Below are 20,354 nucleotides of genomic sequence, written 5' to 3'. Positions count from 1 at the left end.
CCCGCTTCCATGGAAGCGGGCCTTTTCGTTTCGAGATCCAGCTTCGGTTTAGCGGCGCTGGTTGTAGACGTCGACGCAGACGGCACCGAGCAGAACGAGCCCCTTGATCACCTGCTGGTAATCGATGCCGATGCCGAGAATCGACATGCCGTTGTTCATAACGCCCATCAGGAACGCGCCGATGACGGCACCCGTCACCTTGCCGACGCCGCCATAGGCGGATGCACCACCAATGAAGCAGGCGGCGATGACGTCGAGCTCGAAGCCCGTACCGGCCTTCGGCGTGGCACTGTTCAAGCGGGCAGCGACGACGAGACCCGCAAGAGCCGCGAGCACGCCCATGTTGACGAAGGTCCAGAACACCAGACGCGTGGTCTTGATGCCGGAAAGCTCTGCCGCGCGGGCATTCCCGCCAACGGCATAGATCTGCCGACCGATGATGGTGCGATTGGTGAAGAAGCCGTAGGCGACGATCAGCACCGCCATGATGATCAGCACGTTGGGCAGGCCACGATGCGAAGAGATCAGGAAGGCGACGTAAGCGATGGCCATAAAGACGAGAACGTTCTTCGCGACGAAGAAGCTGAAAGGCTCACTCTCCACATCATGCGCGATACGCCGCGAGCGGCTCTTGAAGTTCTGCCAGATCAGGAAGGCCGCCAGGACCAGGCCGACGATGAACGAGGTCGCGTAAAAACCGCTACCCGCGGAGATCAACTCGGCCACATAGCCGGAGGAGAGCTTCTGGAAGATCGGCGGGAACGGCCCGATCGCCTGGCTGCCGAGAATGGCAATCATGAGCCCGCGGAAGACCAGCATGCCCGCAAGCGTCACGATGAACGACGGAATCTTGAAGTAGGCGACGAAATACCCCTGGATGCCGCCGATCACACCGCCGACGGCAAGGCAGATAAAGATGGCCGCCGCGAGATTGACACCCCATTTGACCATCAACAGCCCGGCGAGACCGCCGATGAAGCCCGCGACGGAGCCGACCGAAAGGTCGATATGGCCGGTGACGATCACCATCAGCATGCCGAGCGCCATGATGACGATATAGCTGTTCTGCAGCACGATATTGGTGACGTTGAGCGGCTTCAGCAGAATGCCGCCGGTGGCGATCTGGAAGAAGATGACGATCGCGATCAGCGAGATCAGCATGCCGTAATCGCGAAGGTTATCCTTCCAGAAACCGGTCCCCGTCTTGGGAGACGAAATTGCTTCCTGTGGAGTGCTCATGATTAATTCCCCTTGCGGCGCATGATGGCGCGCATGATATTTTCCTGCGTCGCCTCTTCGCCAGCCACTTCGCCGACGAATTCGCCTTCATGCATGACCATGATCCTGTCGCAGGTGCCGATGAGCTCGGGCATTTCCGACGAGATCACGATGACAGCTTTACCGGCATCCGCAAGTTCGTTGATGATGGAATAGATTTCGTATTTCGCGCCGACATCGATGCCGCGCGTCGGTTCGTCGAGGATCAGGATGTCAGGGCCAGTGAACAGCCATTTCGACAGCACCACCTTCTGCTGGTTGCCGCCGGAAAGCTTGCCGGTTTCCTGATAGACGTTGTGGCTGCGGATCCGCATGCGGGTGCGGAATTCCTGCGCCACCTTCATTTCCTTGATGTCGTCGATCACGCCGCCAGATGAAACACCGCCCAGATGCGCCAGCGAGACATTCTTGCGGATGTCTTCCGCAAGAATCAGCCCGAGCTGCTTGCGGTCTTCCGTGACGTAAGCCAGGCCGGCCTTGATCGCACGATGGACATCCGACGTATCCGCTTCCTTGCCATGGATCCTGACGGCGCCTGAGATATCGCGGCCATAGGTCCTGCCGAATACGCTCATGGCAAATTCGGTGCGACCGGCGCCCATCAGACCCGAAATGCCGACGACTTCGCCGGCACGGACCTTCATCGAGACGTTCTTGACGACCTGGCGGTGCACATGCTGCGGATGATGGACGGACCAGTTCTCGACCTCGAAGATCACGTCGCCGATCTTCGGCGTGCGCTTCGGGTAGCGGCTTTCGAGATCGCGATCGACCATGCGGCGGACGATCTCGTCCTCGTCGACCGCGCCTTCGTGGCAATCGAGCGTGCCGACTGTCTTGCCGTCACGCAACACGGTAATGCGGTCGGCGACTTCGGTAATCTCATTCAGCTTGTGGCTGATCATGATCGAGGTGATGCCGTGACGGCGAAATTCCTTCAAAAGCTCCAGAAGAGCCGCGCTGTCGGTTTCGTTGAGCGACGCGGTAGGCTCGTCGAGGATCAGCAGGCGCACGTCCTTCGACAGCGCCTTGGCGATCTCCACCAGCTGCTGCTTGCCGACGCCGAGATTGGTGATCAGCGTGTCCGGTGCCTCGGTGAGGCCGACCTTTGCAAGCAATTCCTTGGTGCGAACATGGCGAGTATCACGGTCGATCACGCCGAACGTTGACGGCGCATTGGCGAGAAAGATGTTCTCGGCGATCGACATCAGCGGAATGAGCGCGAGCTCCTGGTGGATAATGATGATGCCGAGCTTCTCGGAATCGTTGATATCGCGGAAATGTCGCTCCTCGCCATCAAAGAGGATCGAGCCCTCGTAGGAACCATGCGGGTAGACACCCGACAGAACCTTCATCAGGGTCGATTTTCCGGCGCCATTTTCGCCGACCAGCGCGTGTATCTCGCCTTCCTTGACGGTAAAGCTGACGTCAGAAAGCGCCTTGACGGCGCCAAAACTCTTCGAAATTCCGCGCATTTCCAGAATGGGCGGTTTTTCCGCAACAGATAATACGGGATCAAGCATGACCGACTCCCAATAGAAAATGGGCCGCGCGGTTTTTGAACCGCGCGGCCTTTAAAAATTACTTCAATTCGTCTGCGGTGTAATAACCCGCGTCGACGAGCGTCTGCCAGTTGGTCTTGTCGATAGCGACCGGCTTCAGCAGGTAGGACGGAACGACCTTGACGCCGTTATTGTAGGTCTTGGTGTCGTTGACCTCAGGCTCCTTGCCGCTCATGGCAGCATCGACCATGTCGACGGTCACCTTGGCGAGATCGCGGGTGTCCTTGAAGATGGTGGAATACTGCTCGCCCGCGATGATCGACTTGACCGACGGAACTTCAGCGTCCTGACCGGAAACGAATGGCATCGCCATGTCGCCCGAACCGTAGCCGACGCCCTTCAGCGAAGACAGGATGCCGATCGAGATGCCGTCATAAGGAGACAGAACGGCATCAAGCTTCTTGTCGGAATAGGTCGACGAAAGGATGGCGTCCATACGTGCCTGGGCGGTTGCCGGATCCCAGCGAAGGGTAGCAACCTTATCCATGCCGGCCTGGCCGCTGCCGACGACGAGCGTTCCCTTGTCGATCAGCGGCTGCAGCACGCTCATCGCACCATCGTAGAAGAAGTAGGCATTGTTGTCGTCCGGCGAGCCGCCGAAGAGTTCAATGTTGAACGGGCCGGCTTCGGTGTCGGCCTTCAGCGCCTTCACGAGCGTCGTGGCCTGCAGAACGCCGACCTGGAAGTTGTCGAAGGTCGCGTAGTAGCTCACATTCGGCGTGTCGCGGATCAGGCGGTCATAGGCGATAACCTTGATGCCCTGGTCGGCGGCCTGCTGCAGCACGTCTGAAAGCGTCGTACCGTCGATCGAGGCGACCACGAGAACCTTGGCACCCTTGGTGATCATGTTCTCGATCTGCGACAGCTGGTTCGGAATGTCGTCTTCCGCGTACTGCAGATCGGTCTGGTAACCGCGTTCCTGCAGAACCTTGACCATGTTGTCGCCGTCGGCGATCCAGCGTGCAGACGACTTGGTCGGCATGGCAACGCCGACGAGGCCCTTGTCCTGTGCAGACGCCGGAGCGGCGAATGCCATGGACGCGAGCATTGCTGCGGTCGTCAGATACTTCATGAATTTCATGACTTTTCCTCCTAAATGACGGATCCTCCAGACCCGTCGATGAAATGGGCGGCAGCCTCCTGCCGCCGCCCCTTTGTCAACTCAGTGGTTGTCGCGCGGAATGCCTTCCGTCTGCGCGATCCGCTGGTATTTCACGGCCGGTTCGAGAACCGCGCCGGTTTCCATTTGACCAACGAAGGTCCGCTGGATTTCCTGCCAAGGCGTCTGGTGCTTGGGGTATTTGTAACCGCCCTGCGCATCCAGTTCGCGGCGACGTTCGGCAAGTTCTTCCTCGGAGATGAGGATGTCCGCCTTGCCCCGGCCGACATCGATGCGCACGCGGTCACCGGTCTTGAGAAGCGCCAGACCGCCACCGGCAGCCGCCTCGGGAGATGCGTTGAGGATGGACGGGCTGCCCGACGTACCGGATTGACGGCCATCGCCGATGCATGGGAGCGAGGTGACTCCCTGCTTCAGGAGGTAATCGGGAGCGCGCATGTTCACAACTTCCGCAGCACCCGGATAGCCGATAGGACCTGCACCGCGCATGAAAAGAACGGTAAAGGCATCGATCCCGAGCGACGGGTCGTCGATCCGCTTGTGATAGTCTTCCGGTCCATCGAACACGACCGCGCGGCCTTCGAAGGCGTCCGGATCGCTGGCGTTCGACAGATAGCGGTCACGGAATTCCGGCGAGATGACGCTGGTCTTCATGATGGCGGACGAGAACAGGTTGCCGCGCAGGACGCGGAAGCCGGCACGCTCCTTCAGCGGCTGGTCGAACGGCCGGATAACCTTTTCATCCTCGATGATCGCGCCGCGGCAGTTGTCGCCGATGGTCTTGCCATTGACCGTCATGGCATCCTCGTTGATCAGCCCCTGGCCCATCAACTGGTTGACGACGGCCGGCACGCCACCGGCGTGATAGTAGTCCTCACCGAGGTACTCACCGGCCGGCTGCAGGTTGACGAGCAGCGGCACGTCCTCACCGTAGGTCTGCCAGTCGTCCACCGAAAGCTCGACGCCCATGTGGCGGGCAAGCCCGTTCAGATGGATCGGTGCATTGGTGGAGCCACCGATCGCGGAATTGACGCGGATGGCGTTGATGAAGGCGTCCTTGGTCATGATGTCGGACGGCTTCAGGTCCTCCTTCACCATCTCGACGATCCGAAGACCGGTGAGGTAGGACACCTCCTGACGATCACGGTACGGTGCCGGGATAGCGGCCGAGCCCGGAAGCTGCATGCCGAGAGCTTCGGCAAGCGAGTTCATGGTGGTCGCCGTGCCCATCGTGTTGCAGTAGCCGGTCGAGGGTGCCGACGAAGCAACCAGCTTCACGAAGCCGGCATAGTCGATTTCGCCCTTCGCCAGAAGTTCGCGGGCCTTCCACACGATCGTACCGGAACCGGTGCGTTCGCCGCGGAACCAGCCGTTCAGCATCGGACCAACCGAAAGCGCGATCGCCGGGATGTTGACGGTTGCCGCGGCCATGAGACAGGCCGGCGTGGTCTTGTCGCAGCCGATCGTCAGCACGACGCCGTCGAGCGGGTAGCCATAGAGAACTTCAACAAGGCCAAGGTACGCCAGATTGCGGTCGAGGCCGGCCGTCGGGCGCTTGCCGGTTTCCTGGATAGGATGGACCGGGAATTCGATGGCGATGCCGCCGGCTTCACGAATGCCTTCCCGCAGGCGATTGGCAAGCTCCAGATGGTGGCGGTTGCAGGGGGACAGGTCAGAGCCCGTCTGTGCAATGCCGATGATCGGACGGTCCGACTGCAATTCCGCCTGGCTCAAGCCGAAGTTCATGTAGCGCTCGAGATAAAGCGCCGTCATGTCCGCGTTCTCCGGATTGTCGAACCACGCTCGGGAGCGCAATCTGCGCACTTCACCGCGCGTGCGGTCGGTTTCGGCGATCTCGGTGGATGGCAGGTTCTCGGAGTTGCTCATGATCTCATTCTCAATCGGACAGAAAGGTAGTGGCAGTCGACGATCGTCAGTCCTCGAACGTCTCGACTGTATGCCGGCGCCCCAGCATGAAGGCGTCGGCAACATGAACCAGCGGTGAAAAATCGGCGTCGGAGCGACCTTCCGTCACCAGCCGGACAAAGTGCGCGTAGAGATTGCGGTATTCCCGATCCTCTTCGACGATCCGCTCCTCGCCGTCGACGGAGAGGCGGCTGCCGCCATGCGTCAGCACCATCGGTCCCTCATCTGTCTCGATGCGGATATCCCAGGTCTGCGGCCCGGTCTGACGCCAATCGAACTCGGCGGAAAGAGGAAGTCCGCCCGCAGTTTCGAACGAAAGGTTCGCCGCAATCGGCGCCGCCCGGTTTTCGGGAAAGAACAGGTCGGAACCAACCAGATGAAAGCTCTCCGGCATGATGCGCGTCACGATTGACAGTGCATTGATGCCGGGATCGAAGACGCCAAGGCCGCCCGGCTCCCAGATCCAAGCTTGGCCCGGATGCCAGTGGCGAACATCTTCCTTCCACTCGACGCGGACACTGCGGATCGTGCGGGTCGCCAGGAGCTTGCGGGCCGGCTCGACGGCAGCCGCTTCGCGGGAATGCCAGGTCGAAAAGAGCGTTAGCCCCTTCTTGCGTGCCGATGCTTCCAGCGCGTGGACTTCGGAGATTGTCGCTCCCGGCGGCTTCTCCAGCATCACATGCTTGCCGGCATCCAGCGCCGCTTTTGCCTGTTCGAACCGCCCCTGCGGCGGGGTACAGAGCGACACGGCATCGACAGCCACATTCGACGCCAGCAATTCACTGATGTCGTGAAACGATGCGACACCGTCCAGACCGGCATGGCGGCTGGCAACGGCGGTAAGCTCGATGCCATCCGTCGCGGCAATCGCACCGAGATGCTGATCTCTTGCGATCTTTCCCAGCCCGACGATGGCGAGACGAATACTCATCGAATCTCTCAGAGTTTTTGGACGGCAGCCGAGGTCGCCGCGGCGACGGTCAGCTTGTTGACGAGCGGCAGCTTGAACGGCTCTGCGGCAATCTCGAAGACATCGCCCGGTTCAGTCTTGATACCCTCGGAAAAGGAAAGCGTCGCCGTCCCGAAGAAGTGGACATGCAGATCGCCCGGGCGACGGAAGAGATCGTACTTGAAATTGTGGTGCTCGAGATTGGCGATCGAATGCGACATGTTCGCCTCGCCCGACAGGAACGGCTTTTCGAAGATTACCTCTTCGCCGCGCTTTACCTTCGACGTGCCTTCCACATGGTCCGGAAAATCGCCGACCAGCAGTTCAGCACCCAGAGACGCCTGGCGCAGTTTCGAATGCGCAAGCCAGAGGTAATTGCCCTTCTCCGTCACATGGTCGGAGAACTCGTTGGCAAGACAGAAGCCAAGACGGTAAGGCGTGCCATTCGGACCGATAAGATAAATGCCGGCCAGCTCCGGCTCTTCGCCGCCATCGAGCGCGAATGCAGGCGATACGAGATCCTCGCCGGTCGCCCGAAGCTGCGAGCCATCGCCCTTGTAGAACCATTCCGGCTGAACGCCCGTCTGGCCTTCGGCAGGCTTGCCGCCTTCGACGCCCATCAGGAACATGCGCATGGAATCAGTCGGCTTTTCCGCCGATTGCGCCGCCTTGTGCATCTTATCGCGGCCATCGGCAGAACCGAGATGCGTGAGCCCCGTACCGGCAACAATAAAGTGTGCGGGATCGCGATGCGAAACAGGCAGCTCAAGCCGTCCCTCGGCCTGAGCGCGCTTCAGATCGACTTCCTCGTCGTATCCAAGTGCCTCGATGCGCTGGGCCAGAGACTGCCCAGCCTCGATGGCGCTCCAGGCGAGATCATAGGTGGAGGCAGCCCCACGCACCACGCGTGCCGCGCCAACACCGTCCCAGGCGACGACCCTCAGGTTATCGCCGTCCCGCACTTGAAGAATTCGAAGCATTGAACCTCACCAAACTATGCACTTGCCCTATGCCACTCCCCGCGGCACGTTCTCCCACCGCCATCTCGGGTCGATGAAACAATAATACGACTATTTGACCAAGAGCCTCATTGTCAAGAGATCTGCCGCCGGTAGCAATCCTGATCCAAAATTTCCATTATTTTACCTAACATACTGATTCAATGGAATTGGATCGGTCCAATTTAGTGCAGCGGCGCGGAAAAACCGTCTGGAGCCTGTGAAAAGCACTTGCAAAAGTAATACAATATGCAGATTGTCAGCGTGTCCATATGCCATCATCTTCTGGGAGGATTTAAGATGAAAAAGGCTCTCGCGGCGCTTACCGTCGCTTTTTCCGCATGTCTGGCTTCCGGCGTTTCCGCGCAGTCACTGACCGTAGGCTTTTCGCAGATCGGCTCTGAGTCCGGCTGGCGCGCTGCCGAAACGACAGTGACCAAGCAAGAAGCCGAAAAGCGCGGCATCGACCTCAAGTTTGCCGATGCGCAGCAGAAGCAGGAGAACCAGATCAAGGCGATCCGTGGCTTCATCGCGCAGGGCGTTGACGCCATCCTCGTCGCACCGGTCGTCGCGACCGGCTGGGATGCGGTCCTGAAGGAAGCAAAGGAGGAGGAAATCCCGGTCATTCTGCTCGACCGTCAGATCGAATCTCCTGAGGATCTCTACCTGACCGCCGTCACCTCCGACCAGGTGCATGAAGGCAAGGTTGCCGGCGAATGGCTGGTCAAGGAAATCGGCGACAAGGATTGCAAGGTTGTCGAACTGCAGGGTACGACCGGTTCTTCGCCGGCCATCAACCGCAAGAAGGGCTTTGAGGAAGGCATTGCGTCGAACGCAAAGATCACCATCGCCCGGTCGCAGACCGGTGACTTCACCCGCACCAAGGGCAAGGAAGTCATGGAAAGCTTCATCAAGGCCGAAGGTGGCGGTAAGGATATCTGCGCTGTCTACGCTCACAACGACGACATGGCCGTCGGCGCCATCCAGGCGATCAAGGAAGCCGGCCTGAAGCCGGGCACCGACATCAAGATCGTGTCGATCGATGCCGTTCCGGATATCTTCAAGGCCATGGCCGACGGTGAAGCCAATGCGACAGTGGAACTGACACCCAACATGGCCGGTCCCGCATTCGATGTGCTCGACGCATACCTGAAGGACAAGAAGCAGCCGCCGAAGTGGATCCAGACGGAATCCAAACTCTTCACGGCTGCGGATGACCCGATGAAGGTCTACGAGGCAAAGAAGGGCCTCGGCTACTGATTGTGCCGTTGGAGGTGCATCGTCACCTCCTCCTGAAAGAATCGGCCGGAGCTGCGGAAAAGCAGCTCCGGTTATCGGTCGCAGGACATCCTTGATATGGAAACAACGTCCCTTCTGGAAGCACGCGCCATCGGCAAGAGCTTTCTCGGCAATAAGGCGCTGGACGGCGTCGACTTTACACTCGAACGCGGCGAAATCCATGCGCTTCTCGGCGAGAACGGCGCCGGCAAGTCGACGCTGATCAAGATCCTGACCGGTGTCTACACACGGGACACGGGAAGCGTCACCCTCGATGGATCCGAGATCACGCCCGCCAATGTGGCAGACGCCCAGCAACTCGGCATCGGCACGGTCTATCAGGAGGTCAATCTCCTCGAGAACCTTACCGTGGCGGAGAACTTGTTCCTCGGCCGTCAACCGCGCCGCTTCGGCCTCGTCGATCGCCGCGAAGTGCGCCGGCGCGCTCGTAGCCTCCTGCAAGGTTACGGTCTCGATATCGACGTGGACACGCTGCTGTCTTCCCACTCGGTCGCCATAAGGCAGATCATTGCGATTGCCCGTGCCGTTGATCTTTCCGGCAAGGTGCTGGTCCTCGACGAGCCGACAGCGAGCCTGGACAGCCAGGAGGTCGAGATGGTTTTTGCCGTCCTTCGCCGCCTGCGCAACCAGGGTCTGGGCATCATCATCATCACCCACTTCCTCAACCAGGTATACGCCATTGCCGACCGGGTGACGGTCTTGCGGAACGGCCGGCTCGTCGGAAGCCGAAAGATCGCAGACCTGCCCCGCATGGACCTGATTTCGATGATGCTGGGTCGGGAGCTGCAGGATATCACCCGCGAGCATCAGGCGACCGAAGAGACAATTGCCGCGGGTGAAGCACCGATCCGCTTCACCGGATATGGAAAGCGCGGCAGTGTTACGCCATTCGACCTGGATATCCGCCCGGGAGAAGTGGTCGGCGTGGCCGGGCTGCTCGGCTCGGGCCGCACCGAAACCGCTTTCCTGCTCTTCGGCATAGACCGGCCGGACAGCGGCACGGCAAGCATCGACGGTACGGACGTCCGCATCGCCTCGCCCGTCGCAGCAATTTCAAACGGCTTCGGCTTCTGTCCGGAAGAACGGAAGAATGATGGCATCATTGGCGACTTTTCCGTGAGCGACAACATCGCCCTGGCTCTCCAGGCGCGCCAGGGCTGGGCAAAACCCCTCTCCTCGCGCCAGAAGGCCGAGCTCGCAGACAGGTTCATAAGATCGCTCGACATCCGTCCGCCGGACCCCGACCGCCCCATCAAGTTCCTCTCGGGCGGCAACCAGCAGAAGGCGATCCTCGCCCGGTGGCTGGCCACCGAGCCGCGGCTACTGATCCTCGATGAACCAACGCGCGGGATCGACATCGGCGCGCATGCGGAAATCCTGAAGATGATCGAACAGCTCTGCATCGATGGCATGTCGCTCATCGTCATATCCTCCGAGCTGGAAGAGCTGACGGCCATCGCCCACCGGGTCATTGTCCTCTCCGACCGCCGCCATGTCGCGGAACTCAAGGGTGACGCCATCACTGCCGACAACATCATGAAGGCGATCGCCGCACCATCACAGACGGAGGCCGCATGATGAATGCAGTCTCTCGTCGTCTGCGTCGGATTGCTCCGCAACTGGTGGCGCTCGGGGTCATCATCGCGATGATCAGCGCGATTTCTCCCGGCTTCCTCAACATCACCTTCCAGAATGGCCGCCTCTACGGCAGCCTGATCGATGTGCTGGTCCGCGCAGCACCGGTGGCGCTGCTGACGATCGGCATGACGCTGGTGATCGCCACGCGCGGCATCGACCTTTCCATCGGTGCCGTTATCGCCATCTGCGGCGCGGTTGCCGCCACGCTTATCAGCAATGGTCACCCTCTGGTGACCGTGATTTTCGTATCGCTGGGCGTCGGGTTGATTTGCGGGCTGTGGAACGGGTTTCTTGTCGCCGTTCTCGACATCCAGCCGATCATCGCCACGCTTATCCTGATGGTTGCGGGCCGCGGCATCGCGCAGCTCATCACCGAAGGTGTCATCCTCACCTTCAACAACGAGAGCTTCGCCGCCCTCGGTTCCGGTTCGCTCGGCGGCATACCCCTTCCTATCCTGATCTGGGTGGGGGCAGCGCTTGTCGTCGGTTTGCTTGTCCGGCGCACCGCCCTCGGCTTCCTCATTGAGGCAACCGGCATCAACCGTCGTGCAGCGACGCTCGCTGGCATCCAGGCACGCTTCCTTCTATTCTTCGTCTATGCGGTTTCCTGCATCATGGCCGCCGTCGCGGGACTGATCGTGACGGCCGACATTCGCGGCGCGGATGCCAACAATGCCGGCCTGTGGCTGGAACTCGACGCGATCCTCGCGGTCGTCATCGGTGGCACGTCGCTGAATGGCGGGCGCTTCTCCATCCTGGCATCGCTGATCGGGGCGCTGATCATCCAGTCGATCAATACGGGTATCCTGGTTTCGGGCTTCCCGCCGGAATTCAACCTCATCATCAAGGCCGGCATCATCATCGCGGTCCTGACGCTGCAGTCACCTGCGATCGGCACGCTGTTCGGCTTCCTGAAATCCTCAAGGCAATCGCCGCCGGCTGCAAAAGTGGAGAGGACGGTGCAATGATCGATACCCGTAACCTGCCCTTCGTCGCAGCGCTGGTGATCTTCCTGGTCGCCTATGCCGCCTGCGTCCTGCAGTTTCCCAACATGCTCTCCACACGGGTGATCGGCAATCTGCTCACCGACAACGCCTTCCTGGGCATCGCTGCTGTCGGGATGACCTTCGTCATCCTCTCCGGCGGCATCGATTTGTCGATCGGCTCGGTGATCGCCTTTACCAGCGTGTTCGTTGCGGTGATGGTCGGATCGCTGGAGGTCAATCCACTGATCGCGTTCGCGGCAGTCCTGGTCATCTCCACCGCGTTCGGAGCAACGATGGGCCTGATGATCCGTTTCCTGGCCATCCCGCCCTTCGTCGTGACGCTGGCCGGCATGTTTCTCGCCCGTGGCGCCGCCTATCTCATCTCGACGGAATCCGTTCCGATCTCGCACCCCATCATCGACGCCATCCAGGGCTTCTATTTCCGCTTTCCCGGCGGCGGAAGGCTGACCGCCATGGCCATGTTGATGCTTCTGGTCTTCGCGGTCGGCGCCGTCGTCGCGGGACGCACCCGCTTCGGCGCCAATGTCTACGCGCTGGGCGGCAACCCGCAGTCCGCGGAACTCATGGGCGTGCCCGTCGGCCGTACCACGGTCGGCATCTATGCGTTGTCCGGTTTTCTCTCCGGTCTCGCCGGCATTGCCTATACGCTCTACACTTCGTCGGGCTATTCGCTGGCGACCGTCGGCGTGGAACTCGATGCAATTGCCGCAGTGGTTATCGGCGGAACTCTGCTGACGGGCGGCGCTGGCCTTGTAGCTGGCACCTTTATCGGCATCCTGATACAGGGACTGATCCAGACCTACATCGTCTTCGATGGCACGCTCTCCTCCTGGTGGACGAAGATCGTGATCGGCGCCCTGCTGTTTGCCTTCATTGTGTTGCAGCGCGGGATCGTATGGTATTCGGATCGGCGACTGGCCGAAGGACGCCTGAAGGAGGCATGATTGGGACTGCTTGAAACCACGATCACCGGACGCAAAAGGCGCAGCAGCCATGCGCATGTGGTCGCGGAACTCGGCAGTGCCATCGTCTCGGGAGAGATACCGGAAGGCTCGCTCCTGCCTGGCGACACCGATCTTTCCGCCCGCTTCGGGGTTTCCCGCACGGTCCTGCGTGAAGCGATGAAGACGCTTGCGGCCAAGCGCCTCGTGGAGCCGAAGGCCAAGGTCGGCACGCGGGTGCTCGATCGCGCCAGCTGGAACTTCTTCGATGCCGACGTGCTTGGCTGGCGTTGCGAATCCGGCCTCGATTTCGAATTCATCGAGCATCTGGCGGAAATGCGCATGGCGCTCGAGCCCGCAGCGGCGGCAGCCGCCTCCCTGCGCGCCTCCAACGACGATATCGTCCAGCTCTATGCCATCGCGGCAAGGTTCGACGACCTCAGCCACACACCGGAGACGATCGCCAAGGTAGACCTCGAATTCCATCTGGCGATAGCCCGCATGTCCGGCAACCCGTTCATGCGCTCGGCAAGCGCCATCGTCGAGGCAGCGCTGGCGATCTCCTTCCAGCTCTCGTCCCCGGCTGCCTCCCCGGAAAAGATCGACGAAGTGGCGACGAACCATCTGCGGATTGCCCATGCCATAGCCTCGCGAGACCCCGACAAGGCGATCTCAGCGATGCGGCACGTCATCAATGTCGGCAGGTCGCGGATCCGTGCGTCCCTTGCGGTGTCACCGCCCTCCCCGCCACCTGAAGCGGCCTGATCCCATCATCGTATAGCGATCTTCAAGCCCCGCGCTCGCTGCCTTTCGACGATGAAACGTACGCGCGCCATCGAAATATCTGTCGCTCGCAAGACCGATCACGCGCCTCTCCACGTTCACGGATAACTCTGTTCTGGCGCCGGAGACGGACCCCGCGATGCTCAAGGTATCATCGCACGCGGTCCCTTGCCGTCAATCGGCGGCTCTGCCATGGTCCCGCGACCTTAGAATCACCTAATATGAATTCCACACCAGTAAGTTACGCAGTGCCCTTCGAAACAATTTTGACGTACCAGGACGATGGCATGAAAGCCAGATCACGCGGCCTGGGCTACCAGAGCAACCCCTTTCTGGCCAGGAACCTCATGCCGCAGATCACCGGAGAGCCGGTTTTCGAGTGGCGGCAGAAAGCCGAGGCCTGGTTGTTTGGCTGGCTTCTGGAAAACGCCTGGGCTGAGACCAACTGATCCCTGGCTTTGCATGGGAACTCCTCTGGCACCTCTGCATTCTAGCCTGCAGGCAGAATGCGGAGCAAAGTCATGAAACCCCTCGCATCGTTGATCCTGGGTCTGGGGCTTGCCGTGGTCCTCTTCGTCGGTGGCGTCGCCGCCATGACATGGCTTCTCTCGGAAGGCAGACCACACGAATTCGCAAACCTGGATGAAAAGCCATTATGGACCAATCGTCCGGTTCACGTCGATCCAGGCGCGCAGTCGTTCGAAAGGATAGCGGCAGCGCCTGTTCCGCCTGTCTTCCAGGCAATGGCGGTGGATATTCCCGAGCATATGGAGGCTCAACTCCGACGGGCCTCGGCAGGCCGCTCGCAAGAACCCGGCATTGACGAGACCACGACCGGGGCGGTCGGTTCCTATGCGATAACCGACCTGGAGAACACGCCGCATGCTGAATGGTGTCTCCAGAAGTACCGCTCCTATCGGATCGAAGACAACAGCTACCGGTCGTACAGCGGCGAAACACGACAGTGCGAATCGCCTTACATGGACCAGGTCTCGGCAGACAGCGGCTTCGAAGACGTCGCGCGCTCCGGCATGTCTTCCCAGGATGCCGTCTACGCGCCAACACAAGCAGGTCCCGGATATGATGGCGCGGCTGGAGGCAATGCCCATATCGAATGGTGCCTGCACCGGTATGGCTCCTACCGTTCGGCGGACAACACCTACCAGCCCTACCACGGCCCGCGCCGCGCCTGCCAGTCGCCCTTCGGCTAGAGCGCGATAGGAGGAGAGAGTAAGGGACCGCTGCCGGGTCTAGAGGAGTTCCCGAAGGGAACTGGTTCATCGACCTTCAGAAAACCACCTTCTGAGCTGTTATCTTTTTCGGCGCAGTCCTCCGGTCCCATCATCCCCTTGGGCGATGGGAGACCTTGCGGCCCCGCGTCCATAGTTGAACCGCCGGGTCGGTTTAGTCAGGATCGTATGTGAAGATTTCCTCGATGGTCGCCTCGGAAAATTCCCATCGACCTTCCAGATAATGACGCCTTAAGCGATGGAATAGATCACTATCTTGGCTGATCCAGATGTCAGTGTCTGCGACGTAAGGAAATTTATTCCATGTCACCTTGTAGTGAATCAGCTTTTCGTCCGAATTTGTTTCTTCGCCAATCCGCCTGCATTCCGTGAATTTCGGGATAAACCTGTCCCATGTCTTTCCGAGCGGCCGTGAAGACCTTATCCACTTGTTGTCGAAGACGCGCCAAGACTGCAATTCAGACTCGATGAAGATCATGTGGCGGTAAGTTCGAGTGGAGCCGTCCTCCCTTATCAGGGGCATTTGCACCGAGTAACGCGGAAAAGCCCGCGTCTTCAGGTAGCTTCGGTTCACCTCCGCGCAACTCGCGTCCTCCCACGGCTCATCGTTCGCGAGGGTCATGGACCATGACATAAACGGGGCTGCCGCGAGCACAAGTAAAAATGATAGAACTTTATGTTTAAATTCGACCATAACGATCTCGAAATCAATTCAACCGGCAAACCTTAAGTATTTTTACCAAATTGACGGATTCGCGCAAGCCTCTGAACAATGGAGGTCAGCAAATGATGGTATGCGTACATGCAAAATGTTGAATATCTGCCACTAGGCTAGCATGATCACGTCCAATAACTATCAAGTACGAGGACTGAAGGAATACTCCATCTTGAGCTGGCCGAGCCGTTTCTCAGCAACATACATCGACCATTGAAGCCCCACAGACTTGTGAGTTCGAAGTCATTGCCGGCCACCGGACCACGCTGCTCAACCCGGCGATCATGTTGTGCGTAAAAGATACGAATGAGATTTGAGGAACTGTTTTGCCTATCCGCGCAGTGAGTCGCGAAAGCGCCTGGCACGTCCAGTCGCGTTGGCCCGTAGGTGCGCCTATTGTTGCGACGGTGGACCAATTGGAGATTACGTCATGAAAACAAGAAATGGTGGGCCCGGAGAGACTCGAACTCCCAACCAAGCGGTTATGAGCCGCCGGCTCTAACCATTGAGCTACAGGCCCTGCCCATAAGGCATGGGGTGGCGCAATGGTTCGCCAGCCCTTGGCTTCGCTCTAGCGCAAAATGTCGGAACCCACAAGCCATTGCCCCAATAGCTACACAATCTCAAAGCAGCTAGTATTCAGGGACACATATGAAGAGGAATCATCGATGCAACGATCTGCACCCCTGACAGCATTTGCCGCCCTGTCGCTCCCGGCACTCCTCATGCTGCCGTTCGCGGGCAGTGCCCATGCCCAGGAGACAACCGTACAGCGCCAGCCTGTCGTGCGTGTGTCGGCGGTGGGGGAAGCTACGGCCGTTCCGGACATGGCGATCGTCACCTTCTCAGTTGTCCGCAACGACAAGACAGCCCAGGCTGCCGTGGACAAGAACAGCTCTGCGATGAATGCGGTGATGGCAGCGCTCAAATCGGAAGGCGTGGAGGCGAGAGACCTCCAAACCACCAATTTCTCCATCTTCCCACAGTATCGCCATTTCGAACCGAAGGACGGCGTGATGGAACCGCCGGAGGTCGTGGGCTACGAGGCCACCAATACGCTGACGGTGAGGATCCGCGACATCAGCAAGGTCGGCGCAATTCTCGACCGTTCTGTCAAGCTTGGGGTGAACCAGGGCGGCCAGATCATCTTCACCAACGACAACCCTGAAGACGCCCTCACCGAGGCCCGCAAGCAAGCGGTCGAGAGAGCTCTTGCCAAGGCACGCACCCTGACGGAAGCGGCCGGCGTCAAGCTCGGACGCGTCCTCGAAATCGACGAGCGCGTCAACACGTCGATGCCACCGCAGCCGATGCATCGCATGGCGATGGCCAAGGAAGCGTCGGATTCCATTCCGGTCGCTGCCGGCGAAAACACCTATTCCGTGTCTGTCGACATGACCTACACCCTGGAGCAATAACAAAAATGCCCCCGCAGGACCTCGATGGTCTTGCGGGGGCCTTCATCCGTCAACGGGCGAAGGAGACGGAAGTCCTAGCGGCGAATGACCGGGCAACCGCGATCGTTGGCAAATACGATCCGATCGCGCCCGTGGCGATCACGACCAACGACGGTAACGGTGCGGCGATCGACATCGACCACCCGTGCCCGGCGCAGCCCCATGTGGCGCGCCTTTTCCTCGGCCAGACCCGGCGAGCAACGGCCGCCGCGGTTGTGATGGCGGGGACCGTCCCAGCGGTCGCGACGGCGATCGTCATGCCAGCCGCCACCGTGCTGAATGTAAATTCCGAATTCCGGTCCCTGGGCAGCAGCCACCGTAGCCGTGCCGGCAAAACCCGTGAGTGCAATGAGAGCGGCAATACCGGTCTTGACGATGAGATTGGTCATTGGTGTCTCCAGATCGGGCCTGAGCTGGCGCCGTTTGAACTCTCCCGTCTTCCGGGATTGGAGACACATTATTGAGTTGAGCCTGAACGCTTTCCGAAGTCGGTATTCACTGAGCATTCATCGGAATCATGGGGACGGAATCACGGGGAAAGGTGCAGGACCACGTCCCGTCGATGCGGCCGGTCGCGGTGCTCGAAAAGATAGATGCCCTGCCACGTACCCAGCATTGGCCGTCCCTCCCGCACGGGAATTCCGAGCGAGGTCGTCATCAAGGCGGCCTTGATATGGGCAGGCATGTCGTCCGGCCCCTCCATCGTATGCGTCACCCAGGTCATGGATGGCGCATCCGACGGCGGCACCAGCCTGGAAAAGAAAGTCCTCAGGTCCTGCTGCACATCGGGATCGGCATTTTCCTGGATAAGCAGCGAGCAGGACGTGTGCCGCACATAGACCGTCAGCAGCCCCTCCTCCGCCGATTGCCGCCTCACGAAGTCCACCACCTGATCGGTGAATTCATGGAGGCCCTGGCCTCGGGTCTGGATGCTCAGAATGGTCTGCGGCATGTCTTCCCTTCGCGATGAGAGGTGCCCGAAGGCACCTCCGTCACAGTGTCAGAAAGGCGTCGAAGCCGCCATAGATCATCCGCTTGCTGTCGAAGATCTCCTTCCACTCCTCTACGGCGAAGCGCGGGTCGGACATGATCTTGCCGTTGATTTCGTCCCGTTTGGCACGGTTCTCGTAGGTGATCCAGGCAAAGATCACGGTCTCATCGTCCGTTGCCTGCACGGCGCGCGGGAAGGACGTCAGCTCACCATAAGGCACATCGTCACCGACGCACTCCACATAGGACAAGGCGCCGTACTCCATCCAGACGTCACCAGCGGCACGGGCCATGCCTTTGTAAGCCTCCAGCTTCGCCTTCGGCACAGCAAGGATAAATCCGTCGACATAGGGCATTTTGGTCCTCCTTTTCCTTGTTTAAGGTCCCAAGGACGGTGCGGCTGCCGGCAGTCCGACACCCAAAACGAAATTTTTGTCCGCCTGGGCCCAATGCTCAGAAACGGGTGATCACGCTGATACCGGGCATCGTGGCGCGATCCATCTCCATCAGAGCAGGCACCGCCTCCCTCAGGCTGATGCGCTGGGAGATCAGTTTTTGCGGCGCCATGCGCCCGCTGCCGATCATGGCCAGCATCGCATCGTAACGCCAGGCCTGCATGCCATGGCTCCCGTAGATCTCCAGTTCGTGACCGATGACCTGCGCCATCGGGATCTGCGGCGTGGCATGGTCCCCCAGCATCAGACCCACCTGTACATGCCGTCCTCGCCGCCGAAGGTTCTTGATCGAATTGAAGCAGGTGGTCGGATGGCCGAGCGCATCAATGGAGACATGGGCTCCACCCTTTGTGATCTCGCACACCGCCTCGACGACATCCGCCACAGCGCTCGCGTTGATCGTTGCCACCGCACCGCATTGGCGGGCGAATTCCAGCTTTTCCTCGGACAGGTCTATGCCGACGACGTTCGCGCCAAGTGCGGTGGCGATCATGATCGCCGAAAGCCCGACACCGCCGCAGCCATGCACCGCCACCCACTCCCCCGGGCCGGTCCGGGCCTGGTCGGCAATGGCCCGGAACGAGGTGGCGAAGCGGCAGCCGAGGCTTGCCGCCGTGGCATCATCGATCTCCTCCGGCAGGTGAACGAGATTGGTATCCGCATAGGCGATGGCGACATATTCCGCGAACGAGCCCCAATGGGTGAAGCCCGGCTGGAACTGGCTGGGGCAGACCTGCTGATTTCCGGAATGGCATTCGGCACAATGACCGCAGCCCGATACGAAAGGAACGGTAACGCGGTCGCCGACCTTGAAGTGCATCACGCCACGACCGGTCGCCACCACGTCTCCCGCCAGTTCATGACCCGGAACGTGCGGCAAGCGGATGTCCGGATCATGCCCCATCCAGCCATGCCAGTCGCTACGGCAGAGACCGGTGGCGCCCACCTTTATCACCACCCCGTCTGCCGTGGGCTCGGGGTCGGGCAGCGTCAGGATTTGCGGCGCTTTTTCGAACGCATCATAGAGCATGGCTTTCATGCGGATACCTTTCGTTTTGGCGCAGAAGATAACACTGCACTCGGCCGGTCAACGACGGATCGCATGCCTGTCTCATTCGCAACCACCGGAGATCTTGAGCAAAGTTGCTCAACCGGCGGCAGACGCAAATCACGCGCGCTCAGGAACCGGGAAAGCCGCGGCGTTTCCATTCGCTGCGCGGAACAGGATCGCCGACATCGAAGGCAAAGGAGACCACCTTGGTGGCGTCACCATTGACCTCGCAACGGAAGCTCAGATTGAGCCATCCCTCATCGGCACGAAATGCCGTTCCTCGAAGCTCAAGCACGTTACCCTCCGATAGCGGCGACCTGGGAATGAAGTCCGGGTTTAGTCGTGGCGACGCATTGCGCAGCTGTTCAGTCAGCTCTGTCTCGCATAGTTGCGTGGCGCGAAGGCCGCGCGGCAGGTCTTCCATGGCGACCCGTGCCACCGGATCATCTGTCATATCCTCCGAGAAGATGGTCTGCGCTTCAGTAAGCGTCGGCAAAGCCACCTCCGCTTGCACTCCGGTTTCCTCGGCCTGCGCAGGCTCGGCGGCCGGTGAGAGCGGCGGCGCCTCAGCGGTGGCGGCGGCGCCATCCTCGCTTGGCGTACCAGCCAGCATCTCGGGCGCGTCGGATTGCGTACCCTCCTCCTCAGCTGCCTCGGGCTCCTCCGTCTCCTGTGGTTCTGTCGATGCTTCCGTCGAGCTATTGCCCTCCGGCGAGACCTTGGGGCCGGTGGCTTCCTCTCCGAACTCAAAGACTTTGCGAAGGACAGGCATGGGTACTTGCTCCGCAGCCTCTTCCTTGGAAGGCGTTTCCGGTGGCGGCTCCGGTTGCGTCTGCTCCTCGGGCTCGGGCTCAGGTGCCGGCGGCGGAGGTGGCTCCGGCTGTGCCTGCTCTTCCGGTTCCGGCTGGGGCTCTGGTTCCGGTTCCGGTTCCGGT

Annotated in this window: 20 protein-coding genes and 1 tRNA gene; 8 read left to right on the top strand and 13 right to left on the bottom strand. The window is 60.2% G+C overall.

Annotated features, from left to right (window positions below; translation table 11 throughout):
* Nucleotides 1–48: 48 nt before the first annotated feature.
* From mmsB to araD1, 6 genes are all read right to left on the bottom strand, one after another.
* Complete coding sequence (gene mmsB / locus LH464_RS22780) at nt 49–1,239, bottom strand: multiple monosaccharide ABC transporter permease (protein WP_226788707.1); 1,191 nt, start codon at nt 1,237–1,239, stop codon at nt 49–51.
* Nucleotides 1,240–1,241: 2 nt separating this feature from the next.
* Nucleotides 1,242–2,801: a multiple monosaccharide ABC transporter ATP-binding protein gene (gene mmsA, locus LH464_RS22775; RefSeq protein WP_226788706.1), complete on the bottom strand. Its 1,560-nt coding sequence runs from the start codon at nt 2,799–2,801 to the stop codon at nt 1,242–1,244.
* Nucleotides 2,802–2,859: 58 nt separating this feature from the next.
* Entirely contained in the window at nt 2,860–3,921 is a 1,062-nt protein-coding gene (chvE, locus tag LH464_RS22770; protein ID WP_226788705.1) for a multiple monosaccharide ABC transporter substrate-binding protein, read from the bottom strand.
* 81 nt (nt 3,922–4,002) lie between these two features.
* Nucleotides 4,003–5,847, bottom strand: coding sequence for an IlvD/Edd family dehydratase (locus LH464_RS22765; RefSeq protein WP_226788704.1), 1,845 nt, complete (start codon nt 5,845–5,847; stop codon nt 4,003–4,005).
* Nucleotides 5,848–5,893: 46 nt separating this feature from the next.
* Nucleotides 5,894–6,817 carry a Gfo/Idh/MocA family protein gene (locus LH464_RS22760; protein ID WP_226788703.1) on the bottom strand — a complete coding sequence of 308 codons (924 nt, stop codon included), beginning with the start codon at nt 6,815–6,817 and terminating at the stop codon, nt 5,894–5,896.
* An 8-nt stretch (nt 6,818–6,825) separates the two neighbouring features.
* A complete protein-coding gene (gene araD1, locus LH464_RS22755) occupies nt 6,826–7,815 on the bottom strand; it encodes an AraD1 family protein (RefSeq protein ID WP_226788702.1) in 990 nt (329 codons plus the stop codon).
* 318 nt (nt 7,816–8,133) lie between these two features.
* Between araD1 and ytfQ the strand changes: the two genes are divergently transcribed.
* The 7 genes from ytfQ to LH464_RS22720 all read left to right on the top strand — a co-directional run bounded on the left by ytfQ (nt 8,134) and on the right by LH464_RS22720 (nt 14,712).
* Entirely contained in the window at nt 8,134–9,093 is a 960-nt protein-coding gene (gene ytfQ / locus LH464_RS22750; protein WP_226788701.1) for a galactofuranose ABC transporter, galactofuranose-binding protein YtfQ, read from the top strand.
* A 96-nt stretch (nt 9,094–9,189) separates the two neighbouring features.
* On the top strand, nt 9,190–10,710 hold the full coding sequence (locus tag LH464_RS22745) for a sugar ABC transporter ATP-binding protein (protein ID WP_226788700.1): 1,521 nt from the start codon (nt 9,190–9,192) through the stop codon (nt 10,708–10,710).
* A complete protein-coding gene (locus LH464_RS22740) occupies nt 10,710–11,738 on the top strand; it encodes an ABC transporter permease (protein ID WP_390625039.1) in 1,029 nt (342 codons plus the stop codon). The genes LH464_RS22745 and LH464_RS22740 overlap by 1 nt, the downstream gene beginning before the upstream one ends.
* Complete coding sequence (gene yjfF, locus LH464_RS22735) at nt 11,735–12,721, top strand: galactofuranose ABC transporter, permease protein YjfF (RefSeq protein WP_226788698.1); 987 nt, start codon at nt 11,735–11,737, stop codon at nt 12,719–12,721. Before LH464_RS22740 ends, yjfF begins: the two co-directional genes overlap by 4 nt.
* Nucleotides 12,722–13,483: a FadR/GntR family transcriptional regulator gene (locus tag LH464_RS22730; protein ID WP_226788697.1), complete on the top strand. Its 762-nt coding sequence runs from the start codon at nt 12,722–12,724 to the stop codon at nt 13,481–13,483.
* A 305-nt stretch (nt 13,484–13,788) separates the two neighbouring features.
* Nucleotides 13,789–13,950 carry a CrpP-related protein gene (locus tag LH464_RS22725; protein ID WP_226788696.1) on the top strand — a complete coding sequence of 54 codons (162 nt, stop codon included), beginning with the start codon at nt 13,789–13,791 and terminating at the stop codon, nt 13,948–13,950.
* Between the two features lie 72 nt (nt 13,951–14,022).
* Nucleotides 14,023–14,712, top strand: coding sequence for a BA14K family protein (locus tag LH464_RS22720; protein WP_226788695.1), 690 nt, complete (start codon nt 14,023–14,025; stop codon nt 14,710–14,712).
* Nucleotides 14,713–14,905: 193 nt separating this feature from the next.
* Here LH464_RS22720 and LH464_RS22715 read toward each other — a convergent pair whose 3' ends face one another.
* Both LH464_RS22715 and LH464_RS22710 read right to left on the bottom strand, forming a co-directional pair.
* On the bottom strand, nt 14,906–15,445 hold the full coding sequence (locus LH464_RS22715; RefSeq protein WP_226788694.1) for a hypothetical protein: 540 nt from the start codon (nt 15,443–15,445) through the stop codon (nt 14,906–14,908).
* A gap of 465 nt (nt 15,446–15,910) precedes the next feature.
* Nucleotides 15,911–15,986, bottom strand: a tRNA-Ile gene (locus tag LH464_RS22710).
* A 148-nt stretch (nt 15,987–16,134) separates the two neighbouring features.
* On the opposite strand from LH464_RS22710, the gene LH464_RS22705 reads away from it, so the two are divergent.
* Entirely contained in the window at nt 16,135–16,884 is a 750-nt protein-coding gene (locus LH464_RS22705) for an SIMPL domain-containing protein (protein ID WP_226788693.1), read from the top strand.
* A 74-nt stretch (nt 16,885–16,958) separates the two neighbouring features.
* Here the strand turns inward: LH464_RS22705 and LH464_RS22700 are convergent, their stop codons facing one another.
* The 5 genes from LH464_RS22700 to LH464_RS22680 form a co-directional block, all read right to left on the bottom strand.
* Nucleotides 16,959–17,312 (bottom strand): hypothetical protein, encoded by a 354-nt coding sequence (locus LH464_RS22700; protein WP_226788692.1) that lies wholly within the window; start codon nt 17,310–17,312, stop codon nt 16,959–16,961.
* 140 nt (nt 17,313–17,452) lie between these two features.
* Complete coding sequence (locus LH464_RS22695; RefSeq protein ID WP_226788691.1) at nt 17,453–17,875, bottom strand: secondary thiamine-phosphate synthase enzyme YjbQ; 423 nt, start codon at nt 17,873–17,875, stop codon at nt 17,453–17,455.
* Nucleotides 17,876–17,915: 40 nt separating this feature from the next.
* Nucleotides 17,916–18,269, bottom strand: a complete 354-nt coding sequence (locus LH464_RS22690) for a DUF1428 domain-containing protein (RefSeq protein ID WP_226788690.1) — start codon at nt 18,267–18,269, stop codon at nt 17,916–17,918.
* 97 nt (nt 18,270–18,366) lie between these two features.
* Nucleotides 18,367–19,407, bottom strand: a complete 1,041-nt coding sequence (locus LH464_RS22685) for a zinc-dependent alcohol dehydrogenase family protein (RefSeq protein WP_226788689.1) — start codon at nt 19,405–19,407, stop codon at nt 18,367–18,369.
* Nucleotides 19,408–19,546: 139 nt separating this feature from the next.
* On the bottom strand, nt 19,547–20,354 hold an 808-nt coding region (locus LH464_RS22680; RefSeq protein ID WP_226788688.1), incomplete at its 5' end, for a DUF930 domain-containing protein.

Source organism: Pseudorhizobium xiangyangii (genome assembly GCF_020531965.1).
Taxonomy (GTDB): domain Bacteria; phylum Pseudomonadota; class Alphaproteobacteria; order Rhizobiales; family Rhizobiaceae; genus Neorhizobium; species Neorhizobium xiangyangii.
The sequence above is the reverse complement of the archived record's forward strand: the minus strand, read 5'-3'. Positions and strand labels throughout refer to the sequence as shown.

What these genes read in the sequence shown, in the direction of transcription:
- LH464_RS22715 (WP_226788694.1), bottom strand. Translation starts at nt 15,445, where the DNA reads ATGGTCGAATTTAAACATAAAGTTCTATCATTTTTACTTGTGCTCGCG.
- LH464_RS22705 (WP_226788693.1), top strand. Translation starts at nt 16,135, where the DNA reads ATGCAACGATCTGCACCCCTGACAGCATTTGCCGCCCTGTCGCTCCCG.
- LH464_RS22745 (WP_226788700.1), top strand. Translation starts at nt 9,190, where the DNA reads ATGGAAACAACGTCCCTTCTGGAAGCACGCGCCATCGGCAAGAGCTTT.
- LH464_RS22700 (WP_226788692.1), bottom strand. Translation starts at nt 17,312, where the DNA reads ATGACCAATCTCATCGTCAAGACCGGTATTGCCGCTCTCATTGCACTC.
- LH464_RS22685 (WP_226788689.1), bottom strand. Translation starts at nt 19,407, where the DNA reads ATGAAAGCCATGCTCTATGATGCGTTCGAAAAAGCGCCGCAAATCCTG.
- LH464_RS22760 (WP_226788703.1), bottom strand. Translation starts at nt 6,817, where the DNA reads ATGAGTATTCGTCTCGCCATCGTCGGGCTGGGAAAGATCGCAAGAGAT.
- araD1 (WP_226788702.1), bottom strand. Translation starts at nt 7,815, where the DNA reads ATGCTTCGAATTCTTCAAGTGCGGGACGGCGATAACCTGAGGGTCGTC.
- LH464_RS22725 (WP_226788696.1), top strand. Translation starts at nt 13,789, where the DNA reads ATGAAAGCCAGATCACGCGGCCTGGGCTACCAGAGCAACCCCTTTCTG.
- chvE (WP_226788705.1), bottom strand. Translation starts at nt 3,921, where the DNA reads ATGAAATTCATGAAGTATCTGACGACCGCAGCAATGCTCGCGTCCATG.
- LH464_RS22720 (WP_226788695.1), top strand. Translation starts at nt 14,023, where the DNA reads ATGAAACCCCTCGCATCGTTGATCCTGGGTCTGGGGCTTGCCGTGGTC.
- LH464_RS22695 (WP_226788691.1), bottom strand. Translation starts at nt 17,875, where the DNA reads ATGCCGCAGACCATTCTGAGCATCCAGACCCGAGGCCAGGGCCTCCAT.
- yjfF (WP_226788698.1), top strand. Translation starts at nt 11,735, where the DNA reads ATGATCGATACCCGTAACCTGCCCTTCGTCGCAGCGCTGGTGATCTTC.
- LH464_RS22690 (WP_226788690.1), bottom strand. Translation starts at nt 18,269, where the DNA reads ATGCCCTATGTCGACGGATTTATCCTTGCTGTGCCGAAGGCGAAGCTG.
- LH464_RS22765 (WP_226788704.1), bottom strand. Translation starts at nt 5,847, where the DNA reads ATGAGCAACTCCGAGAACCTGCCATCCACCGAGATCGCCGAAACCGAC.
- mmsA (WP_226788706.1), bottom strand. Translation starts at nt 2,801, where the DNA reads ATGCTTGATCCCGTATTATCTGTTGCGGAAAAACCGCCCATTCTGGAA.
- ytfQ (WP_226788701.1), top strand. Translation starts at nt 8,134, where the DNA reads ATGAAAAAGGCTCTCGCGGCGCTTACCGTCGCTTTTTCCGCATGTCTG.
- mmsB (WP_226788707.1), bottom strand. Translation starts at nt 1,239, where the DNA reads ATGAGCACTCCACAGGAAGCAATTTCGTCTCCCAAGACGGGGACCGGT.
- LH464_RS22740 (WP_390625039.1), top strand. Translation starts at nt 10,710, where the DNA reads ATGAATGCAGTCTCTCGTCGTCTGCGTCGGATTGCTCCGCAACTGGTG.